This window comes from Bacillus sp. ISL-57 (assembly GCF_018613135.1).
Lineage (GTDB): Bacteria > Bacillota > Bacilli > Bacillales > DSM-1321 > Peribacillus > Peribacillus frigoritolerans.
The window spans coordinates 245212-271406 of sequence record NZ_JAGGQV010000012.1 but is presented as its reverse complement, the minus strand read 5'-3'; the positions used below and the strand labels follow the sequence as shown (position 1 = coordinate 271406).

General features: G+C 42.8%; 27 protein-coding genes. 11 read left to right on the top strand and 16 right to left on the bottom strand.

All coding sequences use genetic code 11. The features are described from left to right. Nucleotides 1-260 precede the first annotated feature (260 nt). Complete coding sequence (locus J7I90_RS17960) at nucleotides 261-425, bottom strand: YvrJ family protein (RefSeq protein WP_081088496.1); 165 nt, start codon at nucleotides 423-425, stop codon at nucleotides 261-263. Nucleotides 426-581: 156 nt separating this feature from the next. On the opposite strand from J7I90_RS17960, the gene J7I90_RS17955 reads away from it, so the two are divergent. Both J7I90_RS17955 and J7I90_RS17950 read left to right on the top strand, forming a co-directional pair. Next, nucleotides 582-1205 carry a sigma-70 family RNA polymerase sigma factor gene (locus J7I90_RS17955; protein ID WP_127777746.1) on the top strand — a complete coding sequence of 208 codons (624 nt, stop codon included), beginning with the start codon at nucleotides 582-584 and terminating at the stop codon, nucleotides 1203-1205. After that, nucleotides 1198-1416 (top strand): hypothetical protein, encoded by a 219-nt coding sequence (locus J7I90_RS17950; RefSeq protein ID WP_214773125.1) that lies wholly within the window; start codon nucleotides 1198-1200, stop codon nucleotides 1414-1416. The genes J7I90_RS17955 and J7I90_RS17950 overlap by 8 nt, the downstream gene beginning before the upstream one ends. A 51-nt stretch (nucleotides 1417-1467) precedes the next feature. On the opposite strand, the gene J7I90_RS17945 is transcribed toward J7I90_RS17950, so the two are convergent. The 3 genes from J7I90_RS17945 to J7I90_RS17935 form a co-directional block, all read right to left on the bottom strand. Further along, complete coding sequence (locus J7I90_RS17945; RefSeq protein ID WP_214773124.1) at nucleotides 1468-3837, bottom strand: penicillin acylase family protein; 2370 nt, start codon at nucleotides 3835-3837, stop codon at nucleotides 1468-1470. Between the two features lie 274 nt (nucleotides 3838-4111). Beyond that, nucleotides 4112-4549, bottom strand: a complete 438-nt coding sequence (locus tag J7I90_RS17940; protein WP_214773123.1) for a hypothetical protein — start codon at nucleotides 4547-4549, stop codon at nucleotides 4112-4114. A 167-nt stretch (nucleotides 4550-4716) separates the two neighbouring features. After that, nucleotides 4717-5580, bottom strand: coding sequence for an STAS domain-containing protein (locus J7I90_RS17935; protein ID WP_214773122.1), 864 nt, complete (start codon nucleotides 5578-5580; stop codon nucleotides 4717-4719). Between the two features lie 145 nt (nucleotides 5581-5725). Between J7I90_RS17935 and J7I90_RS17930 the strand changes: the two genes are divergently transcribed. Beyond that, nucleotides 5726-5869 carry a hypothetical protein gene (locus tag J7I90_RS17930; protein ID WP_158226130.1) on the top strand — a complete coding sequence of 48 codons (144 nt, stop codon included), beginning with the start codon at nucleotides 5726-5728 and terminating at the stop codon, nucleotides 5867-5869. Between the two features lie 102 nt (nucleotides 5870-5971). Here J7I90_RS17930 and J7I90_RS17925 read toward each other — a convergent pair whose 3' ends face one another. From J7I90_RS17925 to J7I90_RS17910, 4 genes are all read right to left on the bottom strand, one after another. Continuing rightward, entirely contained in the window at nucleotides 5972-6301 is a 330-nt protein-coding gene (locus J7I90_RS17925; protein WP_202315647.1) for a hypothetical protein, read from the bottom strand. Nucleotides 6302-6400: 99 nt separating this feature from the next. Beyond that, a complete protein-coding gene (locus J7I90_RS17920) occupies nucleotides 6401-7594 on the bottom strand; it encodes an MFS transporter (RefSeq protein WP_214773121.1) in 1194 nt (397 codons plus the stop codon). Between the two features lie 145 nt (nucleotides 7595-7739). Beyond that, on the bottom strand, nucleotides 7740-9062 hold the full coding sequence (locus tag J7I90_RS17915) for an APC family permease (RefSeq protein WP_214773120.1): 1323 nt from the start codon (nucleotides 9060-9062) through the stop codon (nucleotides 7740-7742). 375 nt (nucleotides 9063-9437) lie between these two features. Next, nucleotides 9438-10265: an undecaprenyl-diphosphate phosphatase gene (locus J7I90_RS17910; protein ID WP_285289444.1), complete on the bottom strand. Its 828-nt coding sequence runs from the start codon at nucleotides 10263-10265 to the stop codon at nucleotides 9438-9440. A gap of 153 nt (nucleotides 10266-10418) precedes the next feature. Here J7I90_RS17910 and J7I90_RS17905 point away from each other — a divergent pair, with 153 nt between their 5' ends. Beyond that, nucleotides 10419-11162: a glycerophosphodiester phosphodiesterase gene (locus J7I90_RS17905; RefSeq protein ID WP_214773119.1), complete on the top strand. Its 744-nt coding sequence runs from the start codon at nucleotides 10419-10421 to the stop codon at nucleotides 11160-11162. A gap of 60 nt (nucleotides 11163-11222) precedes the next feature. Here the strand turns inward: J7I90_RS17905 and J7I90_RS17900 are convergent, their stop codons facing one another. Then, nucleotides 11223-11432 (bottom strand): alpha/beta-type small acid-soluble spore protein, encoded by a 210-nt coding sequence (locus tag J7I90_RS17900; protein ID WP_034310322.1) that lies wholly within the window; start codon nucleotides 11430-11432, stop codon nucleotides 11223-11225. 165 nt (nucleotides 11433-11597) lie between these two features. Between J7I90_RS17900 and J7I90_RS17895 the strand changes: the two genes are divergently transcribed. Beyond that, nucleotides 11598-12884: a glycoside hydrolase family 18 protein gene (locus J7I90_RS17895; protein WP_214773118.1), complete on the top strand. Its 1287-nt coding sequence runs from the start codon at nucleotides 11598-11600 to the stop codon at nucleotides 12882-12884. A 145-nt stretch (nucleotides 12885-13029) separates the two neighbouring features. Beyond that, entirely contained in the window at nucleotides 13030-14121 is a 1092-nt protein-coding gene (locus J7I90_RS17890; RefSeq protein ID WP_214773117.1) for a potassium channel family protein, read from the top strand. Here J7I90_RS17890 and J7I90_RS17885 read toward each other — a convergent pair. Further along, entirely contained in the window at nucleotides 14118-14522 is a 405-nt protein-coding gene (locus tag J7I90_RS17885) for a YugN-like family protein (RefSeq protein ID WP_214773116.1), read from the bottom strand. The genes J7I90_RS17890 and J7I90_RS17885 overlap by 4 nt on opposite strands. 413 nt (nucleotides 14523-14935) lie before the next feature. On the opposite strand from J7I90_RS17885, the gene J7I90_RS17880 reads away from it, so the two are divergent. Next, the gene (locus J7I90_RS17880) at nucleotides 14936-16216 is read left to right on the top strand and encodes a M20 family metallopeptidase (protein WP_214773115.1); all 1281 of its coding nucleotides are present in this window, start codon (nucleotides 14936-14938) and stop codon (nucleotides 16214-16216) included. A 703-nt stretch (nucleotides 16217-16919) separates the two neighbouring features. Here the strand turns inward: J7I90_RS17880 and J7I90_RS17875 are convergent. Together J7I90_RS17875 and J7I90_RS17870 are read right to left on the bottom strand one after the other, a co-directional pair. Further along, nucleotides 16920-18266 (bottom strand): glucose-6-phosphate isomerase, encoded by a 1347-nt coding sequence (locus tag J7I90_RS17875; protein WP_214773114.1) that lies wholly within the window; start codon nucleotides 18264-18266, stop codon nucleotides 16920-16922. A gap of 147 nt (nucleotides 18267-18413) precedes the next feature. Continuing rightward, nucleotides 18414-19577: an iron-containing alcohol dehydrogenase gene (locus J7I90_RS17870; RefSeq protein WP_214773113.1), complete on the bottom strand. Its 1164-nt coding sequence runs from the start codon at nucleotides 19575-19577 to the stop codon at nucleotides 18414-18416. Between the two features lie 187 nt (nucleotides 19578-19764). Here J7I90_RS17870 and J7I90_RS17865 point away from each other — a divergent pair, with 187 nt between their 5' ends. After that, nucleotides 19765-19998 (top strand): DUF378 domain-containing protein, encoded by a 234-nt coding sequence (locus tag J7I90_RS17865; protein ID WP_034310308.1) that lies wholly within the window; start codon nucleotides 19765-19767, stop codon nucleotides 19996-19998. A 136-nt stretch (nucleotides 19999-20134) separates the two neighbouring features. Here the strand turns inward: J7I90_RS17865 and yugI are convergent, their stop codons facing one another. Further along, the gene (gene yugI / locus J7I90_RS17860; RefSeq protein WP_034310304.1) at nucleotides 20135-20539 is read right to left on the bottom strand and encodes a S1 domain-containing post-transcriptional regulator GSP13; all 405 of its coding nucleotides are present in this window, start codon (nucleotides 20537-20539) and stop codon (nucleotides 20135-20137) included. A gap of 344 nt (nucleotides 20540-20883) precedes the next feature. Here yugI and J7I90_RS17855 point away from each other — a divergent pair, with 344 nt between their 5' ends. Both J7I90_RS17855 and J7I90_RS17850 read left to right on the top strand, forming a co-directional pair. Continuing rightward, a complete protein-coding gene (locus J7I90_RS17855) occupies nucleotides 20884-22227 on the top strand; it encodes a sodium-dependent transporter (protein WP_214773112.1) in 1344 nt (447 codons plus the stop codon). Nucleotides 22228-22366: 139 nt separating this feature from the next. Then, complete coding sequence (locus J7I90_RS17850; protein ID WP_214773111.1) at nucleotides 22367-22714, top strand: helix-turn-helix domain-containing protein; 348 nt, start codon at nucleotides 22367-22369, stop codon at nucleotides 22712-22714. Between the two features lie 159 nt (nucleotides 22715-22873). Here J7I90_RS17850 and J7I90_RS17845 read toward each other — a convergent pair whose 3' ends face one another. Both J7I90_RS17845 and J7I90_RS17840 read right to left on the bottom strand, forming a co-directional pair. After that, the gene (locus tag J7I90_RS17845) at nucleotides 22874-24043 is read right to left on the bottom strand and encodes an aminotransferase (protein ID WP_034310296.1); all 1170 of its coding nucleotides are present in this window, start codon (nucleotides 24041-24043) and stop codon (nucleotides 22874-22876) included. Then, nucleotides 24040-24540 carry an Lrp/AsnC family transcriptional regulator gene (locus J7I90_RS17840; protein ID WP_101223605.1) on the bottom strand — a complete coding sequence of 167 codons (501 nt, stop codon included), beginning with the start codon at nucleotides 24538-24540 and terminating at the stop codon, nucleotides 24040-24042. The genes J7I90_RS17845 and J7I90_RS17840 overlap by 4 nt, the downstream gene beginning before the upstream one ends. A 304-nt stretch (nucleotides 24541-24844) precedes the next feature. Between J7I90_RS17840 and J7I90_RS17835 the strand changes: the two genes are divergently transcribed. Beyond that, entirely contained in the window at nucleotides 24845-25687 is an 843-nt protein-coding gene (locus tag J7I90_RS17835) for an alpha/beta fold hydrolase (RefSeq protein ID WP_214773110.1), read from the top strand. A 237-nt stretch (nucleotides 25688-25924) separates the two neighbouring features. Here the strand turns inward: J7I90_RS17835 and J7I90_RS17830 are convergent, their stop codons facing one another. After that, on the bottom strand, nucleotides 25925-26185 hold the full coding sequence (locus tag J7I90_RS17830; protein ID WP_048882924.1) for a DUF1871 family protein: 261 nt from the start codon (nucleotides 26183-26185) through the stop codon (nucleotides 25925-25927). Nucleotides 26186-26195: the final 10 nt, after the last annotated feature.

The following is a 26195-nucleotide window of genomic DNA, read 5'->3' as shown; positions in this document are numbered from 1 at the left end:
TCCTACGAGGGGAGGATTTCCTATCTAATTCCATTGACGGATGAATTATAGCAGTAAAATGATTCCAAATGACGATTATTTTTTACCTATTTTGTGCTATATTCCAAATAATGGTTTATTATTATTTTATTTTAGGTTAAGGGAGGGATTTAACAAAAGCTTAATCAGTTAGTACCCATTTCTTTATACCCGAATTCCGGACCCTTTTTAGTATAGAATCCGAAACTCGGTGTTTACCATCCGGCACTTACGTCCTGAGGTTATCGTTTTTTTGTTTTATGAGCGGACTTTTTTAAGTTCTCTACGTCCGTTGTCAGTTCTTTTAATTGTTTACCGAAGCGGAAGAGCAAAAACATAGAAACGACGAATGGATAGCCAAATTCGCTAACTAATGAAACCCACATAGTAGCATCCTCAATCATCATCCTCTTCACCCCTTTTCTTGTATCTGATATCTAAAGTGAAATTTGTCAAAAAAAATCAATCTAGCACTATTGATTTATGGAAAAAAGAACGAATGTTCGTATATAATTGATTTATTCCCCTTGTCTACCACTTTATTAATAAAAGGAGGGATAACAATGAACCAATTAACTTCTCATTTTTTTTCTCATTCATTGGAGTTTCTGCAGCAACAGTACTCATCTTTCTTTGCACAACCGATCATTCAATTATTCTTACAGAACCCAGAGCATTTAAAGATTTTCACTGAAACTCTTGATTCCCCTTCTTCCCACAACATTGATCATCTCAACGAGACTTTCAAAATTTTCTATTACCGGGCTAAAGTATACAAATACATGTGCTCCTTAATTTACTTTTTCTCTGTTGATTTTGATAAAAGGGCACGGAAGCAGCGGGAACGCTATCGAATGGTACTTGATGCGACACCAAGGGATACTGGCGGATTGATCGATCGAATCGGCACCTTGGATGTTCAACTTGAAAAGATGGGGGAATCGAATGAACTCGCTTCACACATAAGTGATGAAGAGATGATAAAAGCCTTGAAGAAGTTAACAGCCAAACAAAACCTGGTGCTGACCATGATCTTTTCCTACGGCCTATCCAACAAGGAAATCGCTGCCTATTTCCAGGAGTCGCCACAGAATATCTCAAGTATCCGTAAACAAGCTCTTAAAAAACTTCGAAAGCACTATATGGATGAGGTATATGTTAGAAAGGAGAAAAGCCATTGTGGATAAAAAACTGTCAAAAGAAGAATTGGTGGATCTAATCGACTCTTTGAATCCTAAAATAAAAAAATCATTAAAAAACACGAACTATCAAGACCGGAATGATCTGGAGCAAGAAATTAAACTTAAGATCATTGAATCATATGAAAAAATCGCAGCAATCGAAGCCCCTAATTTTGAGGAGTTCCTTGCAGAATTCCTGACTAAGCAAAAACAATGAAAAAGTACCAAGTCCAGAGAAAGATGCTGGACTTGGTACTTTTTTTGAATCTCAGTTTGATGGTTTCAATGTCAGCTTATCCCCTTTTGGATCGTCCATCGTGGTTTTGTGATAAGTACCCTCTGCCCAATCATCAAGCTGGTCGTGATACCACTCACTTTTAACGTTACCTGATTGACCCGGGCCAACAAGGTGATATCCTTGATTCATGTCGGCTAGATCGATGACGAATCTCCAGGAGCCGCCGTGATTAACGGTTCCATCATCTAAAAAAGCCGCCGCCTGTACGGTGACACTGCTGCCTCCTACCGGAATGCCGCCGCCGCCGTTAAATAAATAATGTAACGGGGCGAAACTTGATAGCGGGTGGTTAAACCTGACCTGGTGATAGTCTCCCCATTCCCAATCAGCTATATCGTCACCTTGTGATTCTGCCAGTTCCGTTAACGTCACCTGTAACGACTTGGCAAGCACCTGCTCAAGTCCGCCTGCCTCTTCAATCCAAGGGCCCGGCTTACCGTCCAGTGCCCGCCTTAGTAGTTCATCAACGGCCGAACGCCTTCCATTAAAAAGGTTAAGGGTTTCTTCCGGTATTTCTTCTTTAAGCAGAACATCCCCTATATTTCGCATCCAGACATTAAAAATCATCGGAGCCGCTTCATCAGTGGAATCGATATGATTCCATTTCTTCAGAATCGTCAGTGCCTGGGCTTCCTGTTTCCCAGATGGACCTTTCAATACCTCCACGAATCGAGGAACAAACTCCTTAGCTTGCAAATTCACTTTATCCATCTGCAGGCTTTGCATATCCTCGGCCGTAAGCTTTTTATTCGCCTTTAAAAATTCCTGTATCCTCATCTGGCGGTATGGCTGTGCCCAGTTATTGCTGATATGGTAAGGGTAATCATCCGAGATGACTTTATTATTCGCAGTCGAAATGAATCCCTCCTTTGGATTCACCGTTTTTGGAAGTTCATCGAAGGGAATATAGCCTTTCCACTCAAATTCATCCGTCCAGCCAGGTACAGGCAGCATACTATCGCCTTTTTTCCGGATTGGGATTTTCCCATTCGCCTTGTAGGCAATGGTCCCATCGGCTGAGGCAAAGACGAAATTCTGTGCCGCCGTTTCGAATTTCAAGAGGGCCTTATCGAATTCTTTCCAGCTTCCCGCCTTATTCATATTCAGTACCGCTTCAAGCTCGGCAGATGGATCAAGTGCCGTCCACCTTAAGGCAAGCACGGTATCTTTTCCGCTTTTCCCGGCAAACTCGGAGACAACGGGTCCATGGCGGGTAACCGTCACTTGATAGTCCAGTGTTTTCCCATCCTTCACCTTGATGGGTTCGTCCAAGATTTCAGCTTTTTCCCATTTACCTTTGTAGGAGAATTCTTTCTCGTTTTCCGGGTTTCTCCTCTCAATATACAGATCCTGAACATCCGGACCGGTATTGGTCACACCCCAAGCGACCTTTTCGTTATGGCCTAGTATGATTCCCGGAATCCCGGCAAAAATAACACCGCTCACATTGACTGACGGGGCCTCCAAATGCATTTGATACCAAACCGACGGTGTAGCCAATCCCAGATGGGGATCATCCGCCAATAACGGCTGACCGGATTGCGTTTTCTTGCCTGAAACGACCCAGTTATTGCTGCCGTTGAATTCATAAGGAATAACGGCCCCTGCAAAACTTTTTTCAATATCCAGTTCTTCCTTGCTGATGATATATGGAGCGTCCTTTGGATAACCAGGAAATAAATCATATGCCTTTTCCTTGGGGAACGTTTGCAGCAAATACTGCCTAAACGCCTGATCTTCCCAGTTCCCGCCTAAATCAAAGGCCATATATTTACCGATGGTCAGCGAATCGACGGGTGTCCAAGGCTCCGGTTCGTATCCAAGCAGAGTGAACTCCGCCGGCCATTTCCCATTCTCCTTCAATTCATCGATATAAAGATTTACACCCTCGGCAAACATATCCAAGGCTTCTTTTCCGTCACTTGAATATGCAGCATAAGAGGCTTCGGCCGCCCGCCTCAAACCAAGTGTGCGGAAATACTTATCATTTTTGACGGTTTTCTCACCAATCACTTCACTCAATCTACCTGACGCCTGACGCCTGCTTAAATCCATTTGAAATAAACGGTCCTGTGCCTGGATATATCCTTGGGCTAAATACAAATCATGTTCACTCGCTGCGTTAATATGCGGGACCCCACTCGAATCCCTCACCACCGTAACCGGTTTCAAAAGACCTGGAAGCGATATTTCCCCCTTTGTTTCCGGCAAGGATCTTGAAAGAAATATATTTACGGCAATCAAGACTGACAGCAAAAGTATGATCAGGATTCCAAAACTCCATAGCGCCCGCTTTCTCCACTTCCGTTTTGGCTTTTGCTGAGGTACGGCAACTTCCATCGATTCATCTTCCTCCCCCCTTAAAACTCTCTTTCTTTCTATTTAAGATATTCCGCGTTTAACTCCATCTTTCCTACCACCCTCCCCACATTCTCTCTTTTTATTTCAAGAAAAAAGAAAGGTGCAAGTACGGATTATTCCGAGCAACGGCGAATTATTACACTCAAGGTCGAATCAACTCGCTCAAGGTCGAATTTTCACCGTGAAATTGTTCCGATAAACAGTAAATCAAATGCAAAAACACCGATACAATGTATCGATGTGGCAGGGAATGCTAGCTATTTGCAATAATGTATTCAATCACTTTATCTGCATCGTCTGTATAAAAAAGAGCTTTATCAAAGTCATGGGCCGCCTTCGTCTCGGCCTCCATATATTCAATCGGGGAAAGGAGACCAAATATCCTCTTCCATTTATGAGTTTTCTCCAGAAGTTTTCTTTCCTTTTTTATATCCTCTGGTATGAATTCATTAATGATAAACCATGGGTCGGAAAGTGAGGGGTCCCCAAAACGTTCATTCAAGGCTCGCAATTTGTCACGATCCCATTCCACCCTTACCAAGTCCGATATGACCGAGACATTTTGGACCGAGTCGAGGATGCGTTTGGACAAAACATCATACTCTTCATCTTCCAGCCCATTATCCGTCATGATTCCTACACAATACCATTTTTCGTAATGTTCAGGTCCTTCATTTTTCTTGAAAAACACTATTCAACCACCTTCCTTACACGCTTTACATGTCCTATTTAATTAAAATCAAAAACAACATGTCCGTCCACGTCACTTCACTATAACATGGAGAAATATCGATGGGCGATTAAATATGGGAGCAGCAGGAATGTTAGCCTGACATAGAAAAAAAGATACCCTAAAAATCATACTGGCTGAAGAGCCAGCCCCCTTTGATTAAACAGATATTCCATGGCCTTCCTGAACGATAGAAAGGCTTTTACCTGATTTGCAAAATCATGTTTGACGATCCCTTTCACGACATCAGGGGTAAAACCGACAAACATCGTTTCCGTTCCCATCAAGGCCAATGCCCCCACTAATTGATCCAGCAGGGGAAGCATATCACTTTCCTTCGTAAAGATAATTCCCGAGAAATCCATGATCAATACTTCCGCATGCAGATCTGCACATTTTTGCAGCACCGTCGATAGCATCGACTCCATTCTCCAATCGTCAATGCGTCCGATCAACGGTAAGAGCAGCACATCCTTTAATACGGTCTGAACAATCGGGGTGGACAATTCTTCCATGACTTCTTGGTTTTCCTTTATCTTCTGCAAAGAATCGTTTGCCATTTTCGCCATTTCTTTATAATGATTCACGTAACTGATACTCACACAGTGTATGAACTGGTCCAGGATTGCATCAATTATCGAGCTTGCCTTTAACAGAATTTCAATGGAGTAATACCGGTTGCTCACCTCTTCTTCAATGAAACTCCAGAAAAGGTTACGCATCGCTTGAGCTTCCTCAATATTCTTATCTAAAGGAATGCCCATATCCACGATGCGCTTACCTATTTCCATACCCGTTATTTTCATGCTTTCCATCGCTTGTGCCTTTCCATGAATCAAGGCATCTGCATGAATTTGAATAAGTTTTGACCGTACCTCTTTACTGGTTTCTAAATCATAGAGCGGTTCCTCTTCTTCAAACAACTCGATATGCTCCACTAAGATATATTTAAATTTTTCAATTTTTTCGCCGATCATTCTTAATTCTTCCATATGGACCTCCCATACAAGGCTTTTATCATATTCTAGCAAATAAACGAGGGTTTAGGATATAAAATCATTCTATTACCAATATGCTAATAGACGTTTACCTTTTTCTTGATAAGGGTATTATGATTTATGACTTGGAGGGATGAACATGAAAAAAGATCAACAAGACTTCGAATCTGAAAACATGAGCGATTTAGTCGAGCTCATAAACAGTAAAAATAACAGCCGCAGAATCTTGGATGTACTTCGGCGTAATAAAAAGGATAAAAGTAAAGGCAAAGATAAAAAATGAAAAAGCCCAGTCCAAATTGGCCTGGGCTTTTTGAATGGGATCAAATAAAAGAGCTGAGCTGTTCATTAGGCAAGCCCAGCTCCATTAAAAATCGATAAGCCACTACCTTTTTCTCCGGATCTCCTTCACATGGTTCCCTTCAGTAGTAATATAAACTGTTTCATCAATTTTGTATGTTAAATAACGGTCACAATCAATTTCAAACGTTTTCCCATTGTCGAATTTCATTGCGCAATTGGATCCCTCTTCGGTTTCCGTCACATCAATGACATCGTTCGTCTTAAAACCGACTGCCTTGCCATCGGAGAAATGCGGATAGTATTTTTCAACAATCTGCACCTTTTGCAATCTGCCCGGACTTGTTAAGTATACAACGAATAATATAATTAAAACGGCTATTAACCCAATGAGAATTACTGCTTTTCGTTTCACTCTATCTATTACCCTCTTCTCTTATCAATCTATTATTCAATATCCATTTTCACTAGATTATATTCAGGATTCCGGAAAAACATGATAGAAAAGATCATTTTATTTAACGATTTTCACTTTTTCAACCATCATCGCACAAGCGGCAGCAAGGAGGATCAGAATGGATACAGCCGAGATGACCCCTCCCCAGCCGAACTTCATCAGGAATAAACCGCCAGATGCCCCCACTAGACTTGATCCTGCATAGTAAAACAGGAGATATAATGCGGATGCTTGTGCCTTTTCACTCTTATCTGCCAAACTGCCGACCCAGCTGCTCGCAATGGAATGAGCTCCAAAAAAGCCAAATGTAAATAGGGCAAGCCCCATTATTTTCAGCAGAAGCGGGGCCAATAAGGTTAACAGGGCGCCCATCAGCATGATTGCGATTCCGATAAGAAGCACGACCCTCCGACTAAATTGATCGGCAAGCTTCCCCATCCATGTTGAACTGAACGTCCCCACAAGATAGATTATGAATATGAAGCCAATCAATGTCTGTGATAAATGATATGGCGGTCCCATTAAAGGTATACCCACAAAGTTATAAACGGTAACGAACGAGCCCATTAATAGGAAGGCCATGCCGAATAAGAGTACTAGTCTGTTATTCCTTAAGTTATTGATAAGGGAGGTTTTGATTCTCGATAATGAGACCCGTTCGCGGACAGCATGCTGCGAAGGCGGTAGCATCCACCAAAAAGCCAGACTGATGATCAAACTTAAAGCTCCAAGGCTTCCAATCGCTATGTTCCATGAGAAATGGTCGGTCAGCACCCCTACAATCAGCCTGCCCGCCAATCCGCCGATACTCGAGCCGCTCACATAGATCCCCATCACATAGCCAAGGTTTTTCGGATGAAACTCTTCATTGATATAGGCCATCGCAATGGCCGGGAAACCTGCAAGCACCGCTCCTTGAATCGCCCGAATTGCGATCAGGATGTATAGATCATCCTGGATGAAGCTGACACATATGGATAACAATGCAGACAGAGTGAGCGCCGTCCCCATTATTTTTTTCCTATCGATATTTTCTGAGAAAAAAGAAACAAGCAATAAACAGAGTGCAAGCGTTCCAGTCGCGAAAGATAATGTAAGGCTTGCCATTGCAGGAGAGACCCCAAATTGCTTTGCGAAAACCGGAATGACCGGTTGGGTACTATACAGATCCGCAAACGTTACAAAGCTACCAAGAAATAAAGCCAAAATCGTCTTCCTGAATGATTTACCAGCAGGCTCGATATAATTCACTTTTGTTCAGACCCTTCACTATTTAACTTTCCCCCTATGTTAATACGAACTTCCCGAGTTGTCTATTTCACCACTTTTGTCCAACGGGAAAATTTCATTCCAGCAACTAAAAAAACCTTCACTGCATGCAGTGAAGGGTTTTTCATTAATTTGAACGTTTGCCATCCCGCTCGCTTTTCTTCAGGAGCCAGTACACTGGCATACCGATAATGAGGATGATCACTGAGTACAGGGCATTTAAAGGTGTTTGGATTAACGTGCTTAAAACAATGTATATTGCACCAGCAATCGCCACGATGGGGATGAGTGGGTAAAACGGCACTTTATACGTTTTTGCCTCCGGATCTTTTCTGCGTAAGATGAAGACCGCAAAGAAGGCTAATCCATAAAAACAGAAGACAGAGAATACAGCCATATTGGTAAGTTTGTCAGGGTCTGTTGCAACCATCATGATGATTGCAATGATCACTTGCAATACCGTGGCATTTATAGGCGTTTTGAACTTGGGCGATATTTTGCCGATTTGTTTATGGCCTGGCATCATTTTATCAGTCGCCATCGCCAAGGTAATGCGCGGAAAGGTCAAAAGCTTTCCGTTCAAGCAACCGAAGATTGAAATCGCAATTCCGATCGATATCAATTTCCCGCCCACTTCTCCGAAAAGAAGCGTTGCTGCAACATTCGCTGCATTCGTACCATGGGCTATGACTCCCTCCGCCCCCAATACATGAAGCATGGCAAGATTCACACCCAAGTAAGCGACCATGACCACGACCAATCCCGTTATGATTGCCCGCGGCAACGTTTTCTGCGGATTTTTCATTTCCCCTGCCATGAAGCCGACATTCATCCAGCCATCATACGCCCAGAGCGTTGCCAAAATCGCACCGGCCATACTGATTTTCATTGAACTTTCGCTTTCGATATTGAATACAGGCATATCACCTTGTGCGATACCGAATACCGCTATGAAAATGATCGGGATCAATTTAGCAATAGTCGATAAGGTTTGGATGATACCGCCGTATTTTGTCCCCAGCAAGTTCATGCCTGCTATGAATACAATCGTAAGAATCCCTATCGCCAAAGAGTAGCTTGAAGCGATCTTAAATATTCCTGCAACTAATAACCCGAAGTATAAACTGAGGGCACCCATGACTGCAGGTCCGTATACCAATGTCTGAACCCAGCCGCATAGGAATCCCCATGCTTTACCGTACACTTCTTCCATATAGACATATAAGCCGCCCGTTTTAGGAATCCGTGTACTCACTTCCGCAATCGTCAACCCGCTTGCAAGGGTAATCAGACCGCCTATCAGCCAAGCTAACAAGGCCATGGTTGAATTACCGCTCAATTCAAGCACGTCACCAGGTCTCATGAAAATACCAGAACCGATAACTGTACCAACTACAATAGATGTTCCAACCCAAAAGCCAATCGTTTTCTTCAATTGGTCATTTCCCATGTTGTCCTCCCCAGGTGTACACATGTACTTTATTTATACTAAAATTATAACATATAAATTATTTGGAAATAGTTTATGTAATCATTTGAATATTTAAAATAATACCCGAACACGTTGATATCATTACGCTCAGGCAGCTTTATTTTTTTTATATTTTTTTTACTAATTATGACTGGAACTGCACTAAAATCCGAATATTATTTTATTATAAAAAGATTTATTGGATTTTTAATAAAAAATAACGAATTAAAAACTCCTAAACTCAACTATCATTCGTTATTAATTTTATGGGAATCCTGCTTATTTTCGGACACACAAAAAGACCACCCCGAATCAACGGGGTGGTTCCACTCCAATTCCAAGCTTCATTTCGTATTACCAAATAATGAATAGAAGCACAACCGCCAAGACGATCCGGTAAATGGCAAAAGGAGTCAATTTAACTTTATTGATTAAAATCAAGAAAAAGCGGATACAGAATAAGGCAAAGATAAATGCGCTTATGAAACCTGCAATAAAGAATGGCAGAACTTCAGGTGTGAAGTGTTCCCAATATTTCACGATTTTCAACAAACTGGCACCAGCCATGATCGGCACTGCCATGATGAACGTGAAATCGGAAGCCGCCCGGTAGCTCATCCCTAATAGCACTCCACCAGAAATGGTCGAGCCTGAACGTGAGAATCCCGGCCATAGTGACAAACATTGAATTAACCCTACACCAAAGGCTTGTTTATAAGTGATTTGGTCAACCGTCTCTGCAGTCAGCTTTGGACGGAATTTATCCGCAGCAATCATCAAAAATGCGCCTAAGAATAATCCGACGATAACCGTCTTCATCGTAAATAAATGATCATCAATATAATCTTCGAATAATAGGCCTAATACGCCCGCCGGCAACAATCCGACGATAACCTGCAATAGGTTAAGCTTTGGGCCGTTCGCAGCGGATGTGCCTTTCAGCTTCCTTAAACCAAGCAAGTCCATGAATCGCCCCCAGAAGAGCACGACAACGGCGAGTATCGAACCAAGCTGGATGACCACCTTAAAGGCATTGGCCACTTCACTCCCGAAAAGTTCTTTCGAATTCAGCCATAAATCATCGACGATAATCATATGCCCTGTTGATGATACAGGAGCAAATTCAGTTAATCCTTCTACAAGTCCAAGAATAACTGCAACAAAAATTTCCCACATATTCATTTTATTCACCTCATATTTCGAACACCTATTTATGGAAATACCATATGTATTTTACTCGTTGTTTAAAATATTGTCTATTAAACATTGCTGAAACAATTCAAGCGTACATGTATGATAGGGTTCAAGATAAAGTTTAAAGGGGAAGTGATGATTTTGCAAAACATACTGATTTTCGCCCATAGGGGGTCCAAGGGGACGCATCCTGAAAATACCATGGCAGCATTTCAAAAGGCGGCAGAAATCGGGGCCGAGGGGATCGAGTTCGATGTCCACCTCAGTTCTGACGGGGAATTGGTCATCATCCATGAAGAAACACTTGATCGAACGACCACCCTTACTGGTTATGTAAAAGATCATTCGGCACAAAAACTGAAAACGGCTGATGCCGGGAGCAAATTTTCCAATGAATTCGTTGGGGAGCGGATTCCTTTTTTAATGGACGTTTTCGACTGGGCTAAGGGAAATGCTTTGTTGATGAATGTCGAAATCAAGACGGATAAACTCGCTTATGAAGGAATCGAACAGAAGATCATTGATTCAATTCGTCAATATGGAATGGAAAAACGGGTGATCCTCTCTTCCTTCAACCATCAATCCATTGAAAAAGTGAAGTTGCTTGCCCCAGATCTTGAACGGGCATTATTGTTCGAGGGACTTCCTGAAAACTTCGAAGAAATCTTACGTGATAAGAAAGAATCGGGTTTTCATCCAGATAAAAACAGCCTGACTCCAGCGGTTAAAGAAAAAGCGAAAAAACTTGGATATAAAATCCGGCCTTGGGTCGCCAATGATGAAGCCGACATCGTCAGGCTGGCAGGGTTGGGAGTCGACGTCATCATGACCGATTTCCCTGAAAGGGCAATCAAGATTTTAAAAGCTTGGCAGTCACATGGCTGAACCATGCGAAAGAGAAGGAGCGATGCCCCTTCTCTTTCTAAGCCATATTTATTCAATTAATTAACGAGAAAAGTTTGAACCGCCTAGTTGTTGTTCAGCCATTTGAACTAAACGTTTTGTGATTTCCCCACCAACAGATCCGTTAGCGCGAGAAGTAGTGTCAGCACCTAGGTTTACACCAAATTCACTAGCGATTTCATTCTTCATTTGTTGTAGAGCTTGTTCTGCACCAGATACTAAAAGTTGATTGCTGTTATTGTTGTTTGCCATGTGTTTTCACCTCCTACTAATATTAATTAGCATTTTAAGCTTAAATTATTATTGCCAATTTATTGAATTTTTTTGTTTGCATTTCTCTCAATCCTAAGCTCTTTATCATGAATTTCTTTTTATGCTCATAAACTGTTAGGAAACTTTCAGTAGGAGGGAAAAGAATTGCAAATACATGTGGTTAGGCCAGGCCAGACGTTATATGGCATCGCCCAGACGTACAGCGTAACCGTTGACAGGCTCGTTGAATCAAATAAGATCCCTAACCCAAATAATCTTGTTTCGGGGCAGGCCCTTGTCATTCCAATCGTCGGCAGTTATTATTTCGTTCAACCGGGTGATAGTCTTTATTCCATTTCCCAAAGGGTTAATGTCCCTGTTCAAGAATTGGCAAATATAAATGGCATTTCCGAAAATCAAAGCCTATCCGTTGGATACCGGCTTTATATTCCGGCACGGAGGAAAAGGACCGCCGAATTCAACGGCTATGTCGAGCCGAGGGGTACGACGGTTGCACCGGCCCTTGTGACGGCCTCCAGGGAAGCTGCGCCCTATTTAACCTACTTAGCCCCTTTCAGCTTCCAGGCGCTGCGAGACGGCTCCTTAAAAGAGCCATTACTCGATGACTTCCCTGCCATCGCCAGGGAAAATAAAAATGTCCTGATGATGGTGATCACGAATCAGGAGAATGACCAATTCAGCGATGAGCTCGGGCGAATCATCTTAACGAATACTTCCGTTCAGAATAAGTTCTTGAACAATATCGTTACAACGGCAAAGAAATATGGTTTCCGGGATATCCACTTTGACTTTGAGTATTTACGGCCTGCCGACAGAGAAGCCTATAATCAATTTCTCCGAAAAGCCAGGGATCGCTTCAAGAAGGAAGGATGGTTCATTTCCACGGCACTGGCCCCTAAAACAAGTGCTGAGCAAAAAGGCCGATGGTATGAGGCGCATGACTATAAAGCACATGGTGAAATCGTCGACTTCGTCATCATCATGACATATGAATGGGGATATAGCGGCGGACCGCCAATGGCAGTCTCACCTATCGGACCTGTTCGGGAAGTCCTCGAATATGCCGTCACCGATATTCCTTCCAACAAGATCCTGATGGGGCAAAATCTATATGGCTATGATTGGACCCTGCCTTTTGTACAGGGATCCACTGCCAAGGCCGTAAGTCCGCAGCAGGCCATCCAAATTGCGGCGGACAATGATGTTTCCATCGAGTATGATGAAACCGCACAGGCCCCTCACTTCAATTATACCGATATTGAGGATAGGCAGCATGAGGTGTGGTTTGAAGATGCCAGATCGATTCAGGCAAAATTCGATTTACTCAAAGAATTGAACTTAAGGGGAATGAGTTATTGGAAACTCGGCTTAGCCTTCCCCCAAAACTGGCTGCTCATCAGTGATAACTTCAACGTACGGAGAAGGGTTTAACAAGAGATATAGGAATACCGAAGCTGAAATGGGCATATAATCAACCATCGAGCATGAAGTCCATTCAGGATACGTGACTCAGCACTAAAAGCCTTCCGACATCTTCCGGAGGGCTTTTATCATTTACCGGATTCGATCAGGCAATATGCCGATATCCATCATTCAAAGTTTGTCTGTCGGGACCCTTATGAGCCATGCCTTTTTTGACCATACTATTAGAAACAGCTTAAAGGGTGTGAAAAAAATGATTCGAATCGGTCCATACATCAGTACCGTTCCCAGATTTCCGCGTTTCATCAGATTGCTTTCCATCATCGCATTATTTTTACTTTCATTCGGGGTCTTGATCCACATTGTGGAGCCGAAGAGATTCCCCACCTTACTTGATGGCATCTGGTGGGCAATCGTGACGATGTCAACGGTCGGCTATGGAGATTTCACTCCCGTGACCAATCTTGGCAAAATCATTGGGATGGTCCTCATTTTGTCAGGGGCCGGCCTGATTACTTCTTATTTTGCGTACATCGCTAAAATCTCCATATCCAATGAACAGCAATTTCTAACTGGTAAGAAAGTCTTCGGCGGCGGCGGACATATTATCATTGTGGGCTGGAATGGCCGATCCAAGAGAATCATCCAAAACATTCATGATCGTAAGCACCATCAATCCATTGTCCTTATCGATGATACTCTGCAAAAGCACCCGCTTCCACGAACGAATATCCACTTTATCCAAGGAAAAGCTACATTGGATTCCGTTTTGCAGAAAGCCAATATTAAACAAGCCATACGCGTCCTTATTACGGCTGACCTTAAGCAGGACGAGCTGCAAACGGATATGTTCTCGATTTTAACGTTACTGGCCGTCAAAGGGCTGAATCCGCATGTGTATTGTCTTGTGGAAATATTGACGCATGAACAAAAGGAAAATGCTTTACGGGCTGGGGCGGACGGTATAGTCGAAACGAATAAATTCGCGAGTGAATATATGCAGGATTGCTTATCGAAGGGGATCATAACGGAAGCCAGCGAACAAAATGAGCGGGATGGATTGAGCCTCAAACAGCTGCCCATCCAGGATGACTGGGCGGAATTGACGTTCAAACAGCTGAACGTTAAGCTATTCGATCAAGACATTTTATTGGTCGGCATCATTTCAGGAGGCAAGACCTTAATCAAGCCCCCCGGAGATGTAATCATCCATCGTGATGACACCCTAATCATCATTGATGATTAATGCAATAAAAGCTTTTCCAGATTACGGACAAGCGTTTTTCCTAATGAGATATAGTTTTCCGGAAATTCTGCATCCGGATTTTCAGGCTCGGCAAACTGATTGAAGGAAGCGGAAAGGTTTCCGATATTTCCTTCATCGTCCATCCCGTCCTCGTACTTATGAGATAACAAAAACGGTTGTAAGAGTTCGACCATCACCCCGTCCTGATCGAGTGAACCATCCACAGCCTTGAAAGGGACCCGCAGGAATTGGTAGCCATCACTGTCATCAATCTTATAATCAAAAGACCCGTGATCATAATCCCATCCTCCGCCTATCGCATATCCTTCCGGTTTTAACTTTGTCTCCAGATCGAACAAACCGAATGTTTTCCCTTCCAACTGAGAAGAAATCTTAATCATTGTATAAAACCTCTTTCGCTAATTTTCTATTAGCTTAACCAAAGTGCCTAAAAAAAAACCTGGAATGACTCTATTGTCCCCTTGATCGGCATAAAGGAAGATTGGCTTCCTCACTGATTTCCAAGCTTTCCTTACGCTTTATTTCAGCTTCGTCGCTCCCTCCTCCTCCTTCATTCGTAATTACTGGATTTTCTGCTGGCAGCGTCAGGAAAATGCGGATTTACAACGTTAAGCACATTTTCCTGACGATACCCATATATAACTTTGGCTCTTTGGCTCATTAAGTTTAACTATAGCATTGAACGAGACTTTAAATCCCCCACTTTTAACCTCAGAAATATGAACTAGGAACAGCACATAGAATATTATAGAAATACTGCGGCTAATACTGGACATGGAGGGGATGTATTTATATGAGTACCAGAATAATCCGGCAACTGATAAGGTCAAGGCAACAGGAATTAGTCGAACTTGCTGCTTCATTTATTCGAATTCCATCTGAAAATCCATCGCCCGAGTTTAAGAAAAGGTCAGCAGAAATGGGACGCCATATTAGCCGATACCTAGCAGCAAAAGGGTTCTTGATTACCGAGCACCGCCGTAGCGAAAATGCGCTGGTTACCGTGGTCTGTGATGCTCCCTTAACCAGGGTACCTGGTCCACGGCTCCTATTTTGTGGACATACAGATGTCGTACCTGCAGGCGATTGTTCACATTGGACCTTCGATCCTTTCTCAGGAGAAGTCAGAGCAGGTATGCTTTTGGGTAGGGGAGCCTCCGATATGAAAGGAGGCTTGGCATCACTGATTTTTGTGGCTGGACTACTTCAGGAGTTCGCCCCCACTCTTAATTTGAAAGGTAGCCTAGGAGTTATTGCCTCTCCGGATGAAGAGACTGGCGGCATTGAGGTGGCCTCGCTCCTGGATCAAGGATTGATTAAGGGTGATGCTTGTCTGATTGGTGAACCAACGGACCGCTACCATCCGAATGCCGGTGAAAAGGGCAAGGCATGGATGCAGGTGATCATACCAGGTCAGACGGATCATGGCAGCCTACAACCGCTTTATGGAATCTCCGCCATACGAAGAGGGGCAGCCGCGGTCGAAGCACTAACCAAGCTATGGGAGCTCAAGGCGACGCCTCCGCCAGAGCCTTGTCAACTTTTGTACAATACTGAGTGGCTCCTATCCCAGTATCCAGGAAATCCCTTATTGTCACAGTTACTTTATCGTCCCTCTTACAATCCAGGTGTAATCCAGGGCGGAACAAATGTGAATGTCGTCGCAGACAAGTGTATCATTAAAGTGGATACCCGGGTTCCATTCGGTATGAAGTCCGAGTTTGTACTTGATGTCGCAAGGAATCTTGTTAGTGCTGTAGCGCCAGGTGCGGTTGCAGAGCCAATGGTACCCTGTACTAACCCGAACTGGACCTTAGAGAATCGTCCTATTGTAAGGGCCATAGAACTGGGAATTCAACGTGTCCTTGGAATGGAGGAACCCGTCTTCAGCGTACTTTTGCTTGGTTCAAGTGATGCCAGTCACTTCCGGCGCCATGGCATTGAAACCGTCCTTTACGGTCCTGGGCTGGAACACACTATCCATGGGTACGATGAACGGGTTTCAGTGGAGAACTTAGTAGAATCTGCCGAGATATATGCTGAGACTGCAATCAAGTATCTTAGGTCATTTTAAATCTATTTTCACTAAACTTTATGCAGGTGCAGGGTATGCTGCACGCGCTACTGCTAATGTTCTATTTCACGGTGTATATGGTGGTGGTCATTGGTGGGAATAGTTATATACTCTTTGGTATTAATTCTTTAGTTCAATGCTAAACTAAATATATTTATTGCGTGTTTTGATCAAACTTTGTTTCAAATTTACATGAAGACCAAAAGCTAAAAAAAAAAGCCTGGAGCAGAAAAACCGCTTCAGGCTTTTTTTCTTTTTGGGAAAAGTGGGAATTCCTTTTTTCACTGAATGAACTAGGATTTTTTCAAATAATTCTTTGCCTTCTTTTTTAGTCAGGTTCACTTTCTGTATTATTAACATCTGACCTGTAGACAAACCAAGGGTTACAAGGAAGGGCAAACAGCAAGGAGAGATAAAGGATAAAACCCTAGCACCAAACGATATAAAAACATTTAAGTTCTCCCAATATGATTTCCTCCAGTTTTGATTTTCTCTTGTTTTAGCATCTTACATCTTCTTCTTTCCATCCGGCAGGCAGGCTTCTTGCGGACCAGGGAACCGTTCTCAGTTTCTCTAGCTCCTCGATACTAATTCCCCCACTTTCATTTTCGATACCAGTATCGAATATGTTTATTCTTACCCTTTGGCTTTCAACCAAAAAAGGCATCAAGCCGGAGGTTATTCCGGCTTGATGCCTTTTTTATTATAAGCGCTGTTCAAGCTCCGCTTTTTTCTTTTCATAACCCGGCTTGCCTAAAAGAGCAAACATGTTCACCTTATAGGCTTCCACTCCAGGCTGATCAAATGGATTTACACCCAGTAAGTAACCGCTCATTGCACAAGCTTTCTCGAAGAAATATACAAGGTAGCCGAAAGTATAAGCATCGAGCTGAGGAACCGTTACGATCAGGTTGGGAACGCCACCGTCCGTATGGGCTAACAGCGTACCTTCAAATGCTTTATTATTCACGAATTGCACCGATTCACCTGCTAGGTAATTCAGGCCGTCCAAGTCATTGGCCGCTTCTTCAATCAAGATTTCATGACGGGCCTTTTCCACTTTGATGACCGTTTCAAAAAGATCACGCCGTCCTTCCTGGACATACTGGCCTAATGAATGCAGGTCAGTCGAGAAGTTAGCCGATGAAGGGAAAATCCCTTTTTGATCCTTTCCTTCACTTTCTCCAAATAACTGTTTCCACCACTCAGAGAAGTATTGAAGTCCAGGCTCATAGTTTATCAGCATTTCAATCGTTTTCCCTTTATTGTAAAGGATATTACGAACCGCCGCATATTGGTATGCCTGATTCTCCCCTAGCTCGGAAGAACTGAAGTCGGCCCTGGCACGCTCGGCTCCCTCCATGATTTGATCGATATCCGCCCCGCTGACAGCAATCGGAAGCAGCCCTACAGCCGTTAAGACCGAGTAACGTCCGCCAACATCATCAGGAATGACGAAAGTTTGGAAACCTTCCTCCGTTGCTACCGTTTTTAATGCGCCCTTCTCTTTATCAGTCGTAGCATAAATGCGGCTTTTAGCTTCTTCAACGCCGTATTTTTGTTCAAGCAGTTTCCTGAAAATCCTGAAGGCCAGTGCAGGCTCCGTGGTCGTACCGGATTTAGAGATGACGTTGATCGAGAAATCCCTATTTTCCAATAGGTCCATCACGTCCTGCATATATGTAGAGCTTATATTATTACCGACAAATAAAATTTGCGGTGCTTTCCTTTTATCCGAAGGTAGAATGTTATAAAAACTATGTTGAAGCATCTCAACTGCTGCCCGTGCTCCCAGATATGATCCACCGATTCCGATAACCAGCAGCACTTCTGAATCTTCTTTTATTTTCGCGGCCGCTTTTTTGATTCTTGAGAACTCTTCTTTATCATAATTGGCGGGTAAATCAAGCCAGCCAAGATATTCATTGCCTGCCCCTGTCTGCTCATGCAGGGAATGGTGTGCCACTTTTACAGCATCCTGTAGATAGGTAATTTCATGCTCCCCGAAAAACGGCAGTGCTTTTGAATAATCGAAACGAATATGGGCCATTCAAATTCCTCCTTGAATTCTTTAGTTTCCCTTTCACTTTATCTGATGTAATTCTCATAATCAAGAAATCGATCAAGTAAATAACGAATTATGCATATAAAGCAATCTCCCACCTGGCACGGAGGGAGATTGGATCATATCACTTGTTTATAAGGAAGCCCGTAAAATGGCAAGGACATCTTCTCGGTTGAGGACTTTGAATCGTCCAAATTCCCCTCTGCTCATCGCTTTATCAGCCATGACTTCCAATTGTGAGTCATCGATGCCATAATCCGAAAGATTGGTCGGCGCCCCTAAGCTGCTCCAAAATGACCTTAGTCTTTCAATGCCTTCAAGGGCCGCTTCCTCATCCGTTTTACCTTCCGGATCCACATGGAATACACGGACTGCAACTTGTTTAAAGCGTGCGACATTTTCATGGAGCACATGCTTCATCCAATTCGGGAATAAGATGGCCAATCCTCCTGCATGCGGGATATCATAAACAGCTGAAACGGCATGTTCAATGTTATGCGTTGCCCAATCACCGCTGTAACCAACCCCAAGCGACCCATTCAAAGCTAGGTTTCCGGCATACAGGATAGTGGCCCGATGCTCATAATCCTCCAGGTCTTCCAATAGTTTAGGTGCCGTCTCAATCACCGTCGATAACAGCGATTCACAAAAACGGTCTTGCAGCGGTGCATGCGTTTCCGGGTGGAAGTACGTTTCGAATACATGGGACATCATATCAACCATTCCGTATACCGTCTGGTCTTTTGGTACTGAAAAAGTATTTTCAGGGTCCAAAATGGAGAATTGCGGAAATACCAAAGGACTTCCCCATCCATATTTCTCTTTCGTTTCCCAGTTTGTTATGACAGATCCGGAATTCGCCTCAGAGCCTGTTGCCGCTAAAGTCAGCACCGTTCCGAATGGAAGGGCCTCTTCGACTGGTGCCTTCTTAATGACAAGATCCCATGGATCCCCCTCATATTTAGCACCTGCAACGACGGCCTTCGTAGCGTCTATAACGCTTCCCCCCCCAACCGCAAGAACAAAGTCGATCCCATGTTCTTTACAAAGGTCAACACCCTTCCGGACTGTTGAGATTCGTGGATTCGGTTCAACTCCGGAAAGTTCGTGCACCTCTGCATCGACCTCTTTCAAGACATTGATCACTTTTTCATATAAGCCATTTTTCTTTATGCTTCCTCCACCATATACAAGTAAAACTTTATCGCCATAGGCGGGAATTTCAGTTTTTAAGCTTTCAAGCTGACCTTTCCCGAAAATTACTTTTGTAGGATTTTTATATGTGAAATTCTCCAATGGTATCTCTCCTTTAATGCCACATTGACTCCAGGGCCAAGTGCTAGTTTTTCTTTATTCATTATGACCAATGTTCCATTTAAATACAAAATATCCGCCCGGAACTTTTGAGTGGATGTATATTTACATGCTGAAAATGCATGATAAATAAAGAACTGATTTTTTCAAAAAAAAAGGAGGCTGTACAATGAGTGGAATACAAAGAATTGCACTTGTTCTTACAATAATCGGAGCCATCAACTGGGGGTTAATAGGGTTTTTCCAATTTGACTTGGTCGCTTCGATTTTCGGAGGGCAAGATGCTGGAATGGCCCGTATCGTTTATGGATTGGTTGGAATTGCCGGTCTCATTAATCTTGGTCTTCTCTTTAAACCAAGTCCTGAAATTTCCAGGGAACCTGAAACCAAACCGACTCGTTGAGATCTTGACCCTGGACAATGTTATGTTCTATAAAATAAAGCCGGACCATGGATAAACACATGACCCGGCTTTATTTCATTCATATGCCCCAAGACAAAAAAAACCGGCTGATCGAGGATCTGCCGGTTCTAAAAAATTATTTTTTGATTAAGTCTTCGCGTTGAGATTGTTCAATCCACTCTTGAAGTTTGTCTTTCAATGTGTTGAAACCTTCAGTAGATTCGATGTGAGATGTCGCTTTAACAGATGCTTGGCGTTTTTTCGGAGCTTTTTTCGGAGCTTCAGTACGCTCAGGAGCTTCTTCTGTAGCGCGGATCGATAAGCCGATTTTTCCAGCAGCTGAATCGATGGAAAGAACTTTAACTTTCACTTCATCGCCCACTTTTAAATGTTCGTTGATATCTTTAACGAAGCCGTGAGTGATTTCAGAAATGTGAACTAAACCTTGAGTTGATTCATCTAGAGCAACAAATGCACCGTATGGTTGAATACCAGTAACTTTACCAGCAACTACCGCACCAATTTCGAATTTTTCAGACATGGTAACACTCCTATTTTATATATATTTTTTCGTCTTTTCACGCAATAAAAAATTATATCACATAATTGGAAAATAATCAAAGTTAAGTATACCATACTTTTCGGGATTTTACTCATTAAAAATGTTTGTTTTTTGGAAATAATAAATATTATAAGATCTTTGTATATAACTTAACCTAAAAATTTGCAAATAACCTCTATTTCCCTTAAGATATTTACTCATTTTTCTAAAGATTGTAATATTAAACCTATCCAATTGCCCATAATCATAGTAAGATGAGAAAATGTTTTAAAAAAAATAATATACAGCTAGATATTCTTTACATCTAAAGGAGTTTTTCCATCATGTCAAAACAAGATCAATGGACTTCAAAACTTGGGTTCATCCTGGCAGCCGCGGGATCCGCTATTGGATTGGGCGCCATCTGGAAGCTCCCGTATATGACTGGGGAAAATGGCGGTGGGGTCTTTTTCCTGCTCTTCATTATATTCACCCTGCTTATCGGGGCACCGATATTAATAGCGGAATTCACGATTGGCCGCAATGCACAGAAAGATGCCATTAGCGCATATAAACATATCGCCCCTGGAAAGCCTTGGGCATTGATTGGATATGGCGGTGTCGTCGCTTCAATCATCCTTCTTTCCTTCTTCAGTGTTGTTGGAGGCTGGATCATCTCCTATTTAGCAAGGAGCTTTACAGGTTCCCTCTCAAACTTGACGCAAGAGGAATATGGGAACTTCTTCAATACGATAATCAGCAATCCTTATGAAACGGTCATCGCTCAGTTATTATTCATGGTCTTTACCATTTGGGTCGTGCAAGGCGGCGTTTCCAAGGGAATTGAGAAGGCTAATAAATATATGATGCCTTCATTGTTCATTCTTTTCATCATCCTTCTTATCCGATCCTTGACGCTGGATGGAGCGATGGAAGGTGTTAAATTCTTCTTGAAACCCGACTTTTCCGCATTAACGGGGGAAACGATCCTTTTGGCACTCGGCCAATCCTTCTTTGCACTAAGTGTCGGTGTTTCCGTGATGGTAACCTATGCATCCTATTTAAGTAAAAAAGAAGATATTACAAAATCGGCCTTTTCGGTAGTCGGACTGAATATCTTCATTTCCTTGCTGGCAGGTTTGGTCATTTTCCCGGCTGTTTTCGCACTGGGTTTCAGCCCTTCAAGCGGGCCTGGACTGGTATTTGTCGTGTTGCCTGCCGTCTTCAATGAAATGGCGCTTGGCGGGATCTTCATGTCCATTTTCTTCATATTATTATTATTTGCCACCCTTACGACGGCATTCTCCATTCTCGAAATCGTCGTTGCAGCCATGATCAAGGGGGATTCCGCAAAACGGAAGAAGGCTTCTTGGATAGCTGGTATCACCGTTTTCCTGATTGGGATTCCAAGCGCATTATCTTTCGGGGTGCTTTCGGATGTGAAGGTTTTCAATTTATCCATATTCGATTTCGCTGATTATCTGACAAGCAATATCGCGCTGCCAGTCGGCGCCTTGTTCATATCCCTTTTCATCGGCTATCAAATGAAAAGGATCGAGGTACAAAAAGAGTTCGAAACTGGCGCTGATCCCGGCCGATCACTTTTTAAACTTTGGTACTTCCTGATTCGCTACATCGTGCCGATCATGATCATACTCGTATTCCTTAAGTCAACTAATCTCATTTAACATTCAACGTGCCGTTTCGTTAATCCCGATGCGGCATTTTTTTCACAAAACTTACATATTCCGTTCCTTCACTTAAGTAATAATATGGTAAAATAATTACATAATAAAAATATATTTCCTGAAAAAGGAGTGTCTGACCATGTCAAATATTGCGAAGAATATCCGTCAATACCGAGAAGATCACAACCTAACTCAACAGGAACTGGCTTTGAAATTACGAATCGGCACGAAGAAAATCGAAAAGTATGAATCGGGTGAATCGGTTCCTGATACACAAACCATTTTACGGCTTTCCACTGTTCTTGACATTCCGGCTTCAGAATTCCTGAAGGAGAGCGGTAACGCCGCTGGTATCGACGAGGACATAAAAAAATTGATTGAAGAAATCGGAACCAAAAAAGCTGAGCTCATTCTAAGAACAGCCAAGGACTTTAGCGAAGAACAAATTCTGAAAGTTATGCATACTTTATATAATACACAAGCTTAATTCAAAAAAATGGGTCGTAGTATATGTATTTTTTTTCTGGGTACTGGATATACTATGATTAACACTTTCTATGTTAATCCATTAGATTAACTCTTTTTTCTAATTCCCCCTATGGAAAGGGATCCGGCTGCTAATGGCCGGATCCCTATTTTTTTGCTTTTATTGGCAATGATTCTTCATGAAACGTTCCATTCTTCTGAGGGCCTCCTGAAGCTGTTCCATGGAGGATGCATAAGAACAGCGAATATGACCTTCACCGCTTTCCCCGAACACATCTCCCGGTACAACGGCAACAAGTTCTTCCGTCAGAAGTTTTTCAGCAAATTCCATCGAAGTCATCCCCGTTCTTTCGATTGATGGAAAAGCATAAAAAGCGCCGCCGGGATTATGGCAATCCAGCCCCATATCGTTAAATGATTTCACGATATAATTTCGTCTTCTCCGATAACTCCGACGCATTTCTTCCACATCCTGCATACCGTTCTTTAAAGCTTCCAATGCAGCATGCTGCGCAACGGTCGGCGCGCACATCATCGCATATTGGTGAAGCTTAAGCATCGCTTCGGAAATTTCCTTAGGTGCACAAACGAATCCAAGACGCCACCCAGTCATCGCAAATCCTTTCGAAAACCCATTGATGACAATCGTCCGCTCAAGCATGCCGTCAACGGCAGCAAAAGAAGTGAATTCCTCATCATAAGCAAGTTCGGCATAGATTTCATCGGAAATCACCAGCAAGTCATGCTTTTTAACGATGTCAGCAAGCATCACTAATTCTTCCTGCCCAAGCTGGGTTCCCGTCGGGTTATTCGGTGAACAGATTAAAACGGCCTTCGTTTTAGGCGTGATCGCCGCTTCGAGTTGTTGGGGGGTCAACTTAAAGTCTTCTTCCTTGGATGTTTGGACCGTGACCGGTATTCCCCCTGCCATTGTCACAAGCGGTGCATAGGCCACGAAACAAGGTTCGACGACAATGACTTCTTCACCTGGATTCAAGATGGTCCTCAGGGCAATATCGAGGGCCTGGCTTGCTCCGACCGTGACAATGATTTGATCATCCGGTCTATACGAAACATGGAACTGTTTCTCCATATACCGGCTGATTTCCGACCTTAATTCAAATAATCCGGCATTGGCCGTATATGAGGTATATCCTTCCTCCAGGGAGTTGATCGCCGCTTCCCTTACCGCCCAAGATGTAACGAAATCCGGTTCACCTACACCAAGCGAGACGACCCCTTCCAAATTGGCTGCCAAGTCGAAAAAGCGGCGGATGCCTGATGGCTTAAGCTCTGCAATCGTTTTTGAAACATAACTCGTTTTAATCATGGTGACACCACTATCCGCTTATCTTCTTCAGTTTGATCGAAAATGGTGCCATCATGCTTGTATTTTTTCATTATGAAGTGAGTCGTCGTAGAAATGACGGAATCCAGTGTCGAAAGTTTTTCCGAAACGAAGCTTGCCACTTCGTTCATCGAACGCCCTTCGACAATGACTGAAAGATCATAAGCCCCAGACATTAAATATACGGACTCGACTTCCTTGAATTTGTAAATCCTTTTTGCAACATCATCGAAACCGACGCCGCGTTTTGGAGTGACCTTTACATCGATCATCGCTGTGACACCATGGTATTCATCCACTTTAGCCCAGTTAATGACTGTTAAGTAACGTACAATGACCCGCATATCTTCCAATTTCTTCAATGTTATTTCAATGTCCGATTCTGACTGATCGGTCATTTTAGCCAAATCCTTCAGATCAATCCGGCTGTTATTTTCAATGATTCTCAAGACTTCCAATTCCTCTTCATTCAAGTGCATTGGAAAACCCCCCTTTTGGAATTCACTAATTTAGCTGTGATGGTTTGGCTGGCAGATAGTCTCACGAATTACCTTATTAGACTTTTTAAAAAACCTATATGACAATATAATTTAATAAGTCCTATGCTGTCAGGATAAACTTACACTATTATATCAAAATTGGTTGAATACCTGTTATAGTAATTGTGTTTTTTCATCGTTATTATTACAATTACTGTTATGCAACAGTATTATAGGACCTTTTTTGGAATATTCAGGGTAACATGGGTTTTTTATTATGGAACAAAACGGAGGAGGAGCTTATATGGAAAGGCATACAATCAAAGGTCTCGAACGGGTAGGGAATATCGAAATCTATTTTGAATATGACCGAATCGATGATTCTCTCCCCACCCTTGTCCTGCTTCACGGATTTTTGTCATCGAGCTTCAGTTTCCGTAAATTAGTCCCCCATTTAATCAAGGAATATAATGTGATCTCCATAGACCTCCCGCCATTCGGGCAAAGCGGAAAAGATTATCGATATACATATTCATTCCGAAACATCGCTAAATCCGTCGTTATGTTCCTGGAGGGAAAAGGCATCAGGAAATTCAATATCATCGGCCATTCCATGGGCGGGCAGATATCCCTGCAGCTCATCAAGTCATATCCTGCTCTTGTCGACCATGCCATTCTACTTGCCGGCTCAGGCTATCAGCCCGGCTATTCGGAAAAAATGAAGATGGTCAGTTACCTGCCTTTCTTTTCATACGGGATAAAACGGTATCTGCAAAAATCGGGTATCGAAAAGAACTTGAAAAATGTCGTCCATGACCCGGCGATGATTGACGATGAAATGCGGCAGGGATATCTAGGGCCATTCATAAAGAAGCATGATATTTTCCGGGCATTGGGAAGGATGCTTCGAGATAAGGAAATCGATTTGCTGAAGGAGGACCTTAGTGATATTCATACACCATGCCTGCTTATTTGGGGAAGACATGATCGAGTGGTGCCATTGAATATCGGCGAAAGGCTCCATGAAGACCTGCCTAATTCAGAGCTTGTTGTCATTGAGGATTCCGGGCACCTTCTTCCAGAGGAGAAACCTGAAGAAGTGTATCAACTAATTAAGGGGTTTATCGGAGTAGCCACCCCAACGTAAACTCACGAGTAAATGGGTGAAATTCATGAGTAAATGGGCGAAACTCACGGGTAAATCACTGAAACTCACGAGTATACTGCACAAACTCACGAGTAAAAGCACAATTCACCAATAAATCGCCAAAACTCACGAGTATTCTGCGCAAACCATCAGTTAACTGAACAAACTTTGAGTATTAGAGCAAAGAAAACAACGTAAAAAAGGTGCCCCTGATTTCCGGGTACACCTTTTTCACCTTTATATCGAACAGCTGGCATCATTTTTTATGATGAGCAGCTTTCGTGCAACGTCCAGGCACTTTTCCATCTGAATGGACTCATCGAATGCGAACTCGTAAATGGATTTTATTTTTTCCGCCAGCTCCTTCGGGTCATCTATATCCCGGATTGCTACGACCGTATCTGCAATTTCCGGCTCATATAGATCCCAACCTATCTTGAAAGGGTCCCATTCTTGTAAAACGGCAACCAATGCTAAATTCATTTGCTGTGTATCCATCTAATTTATC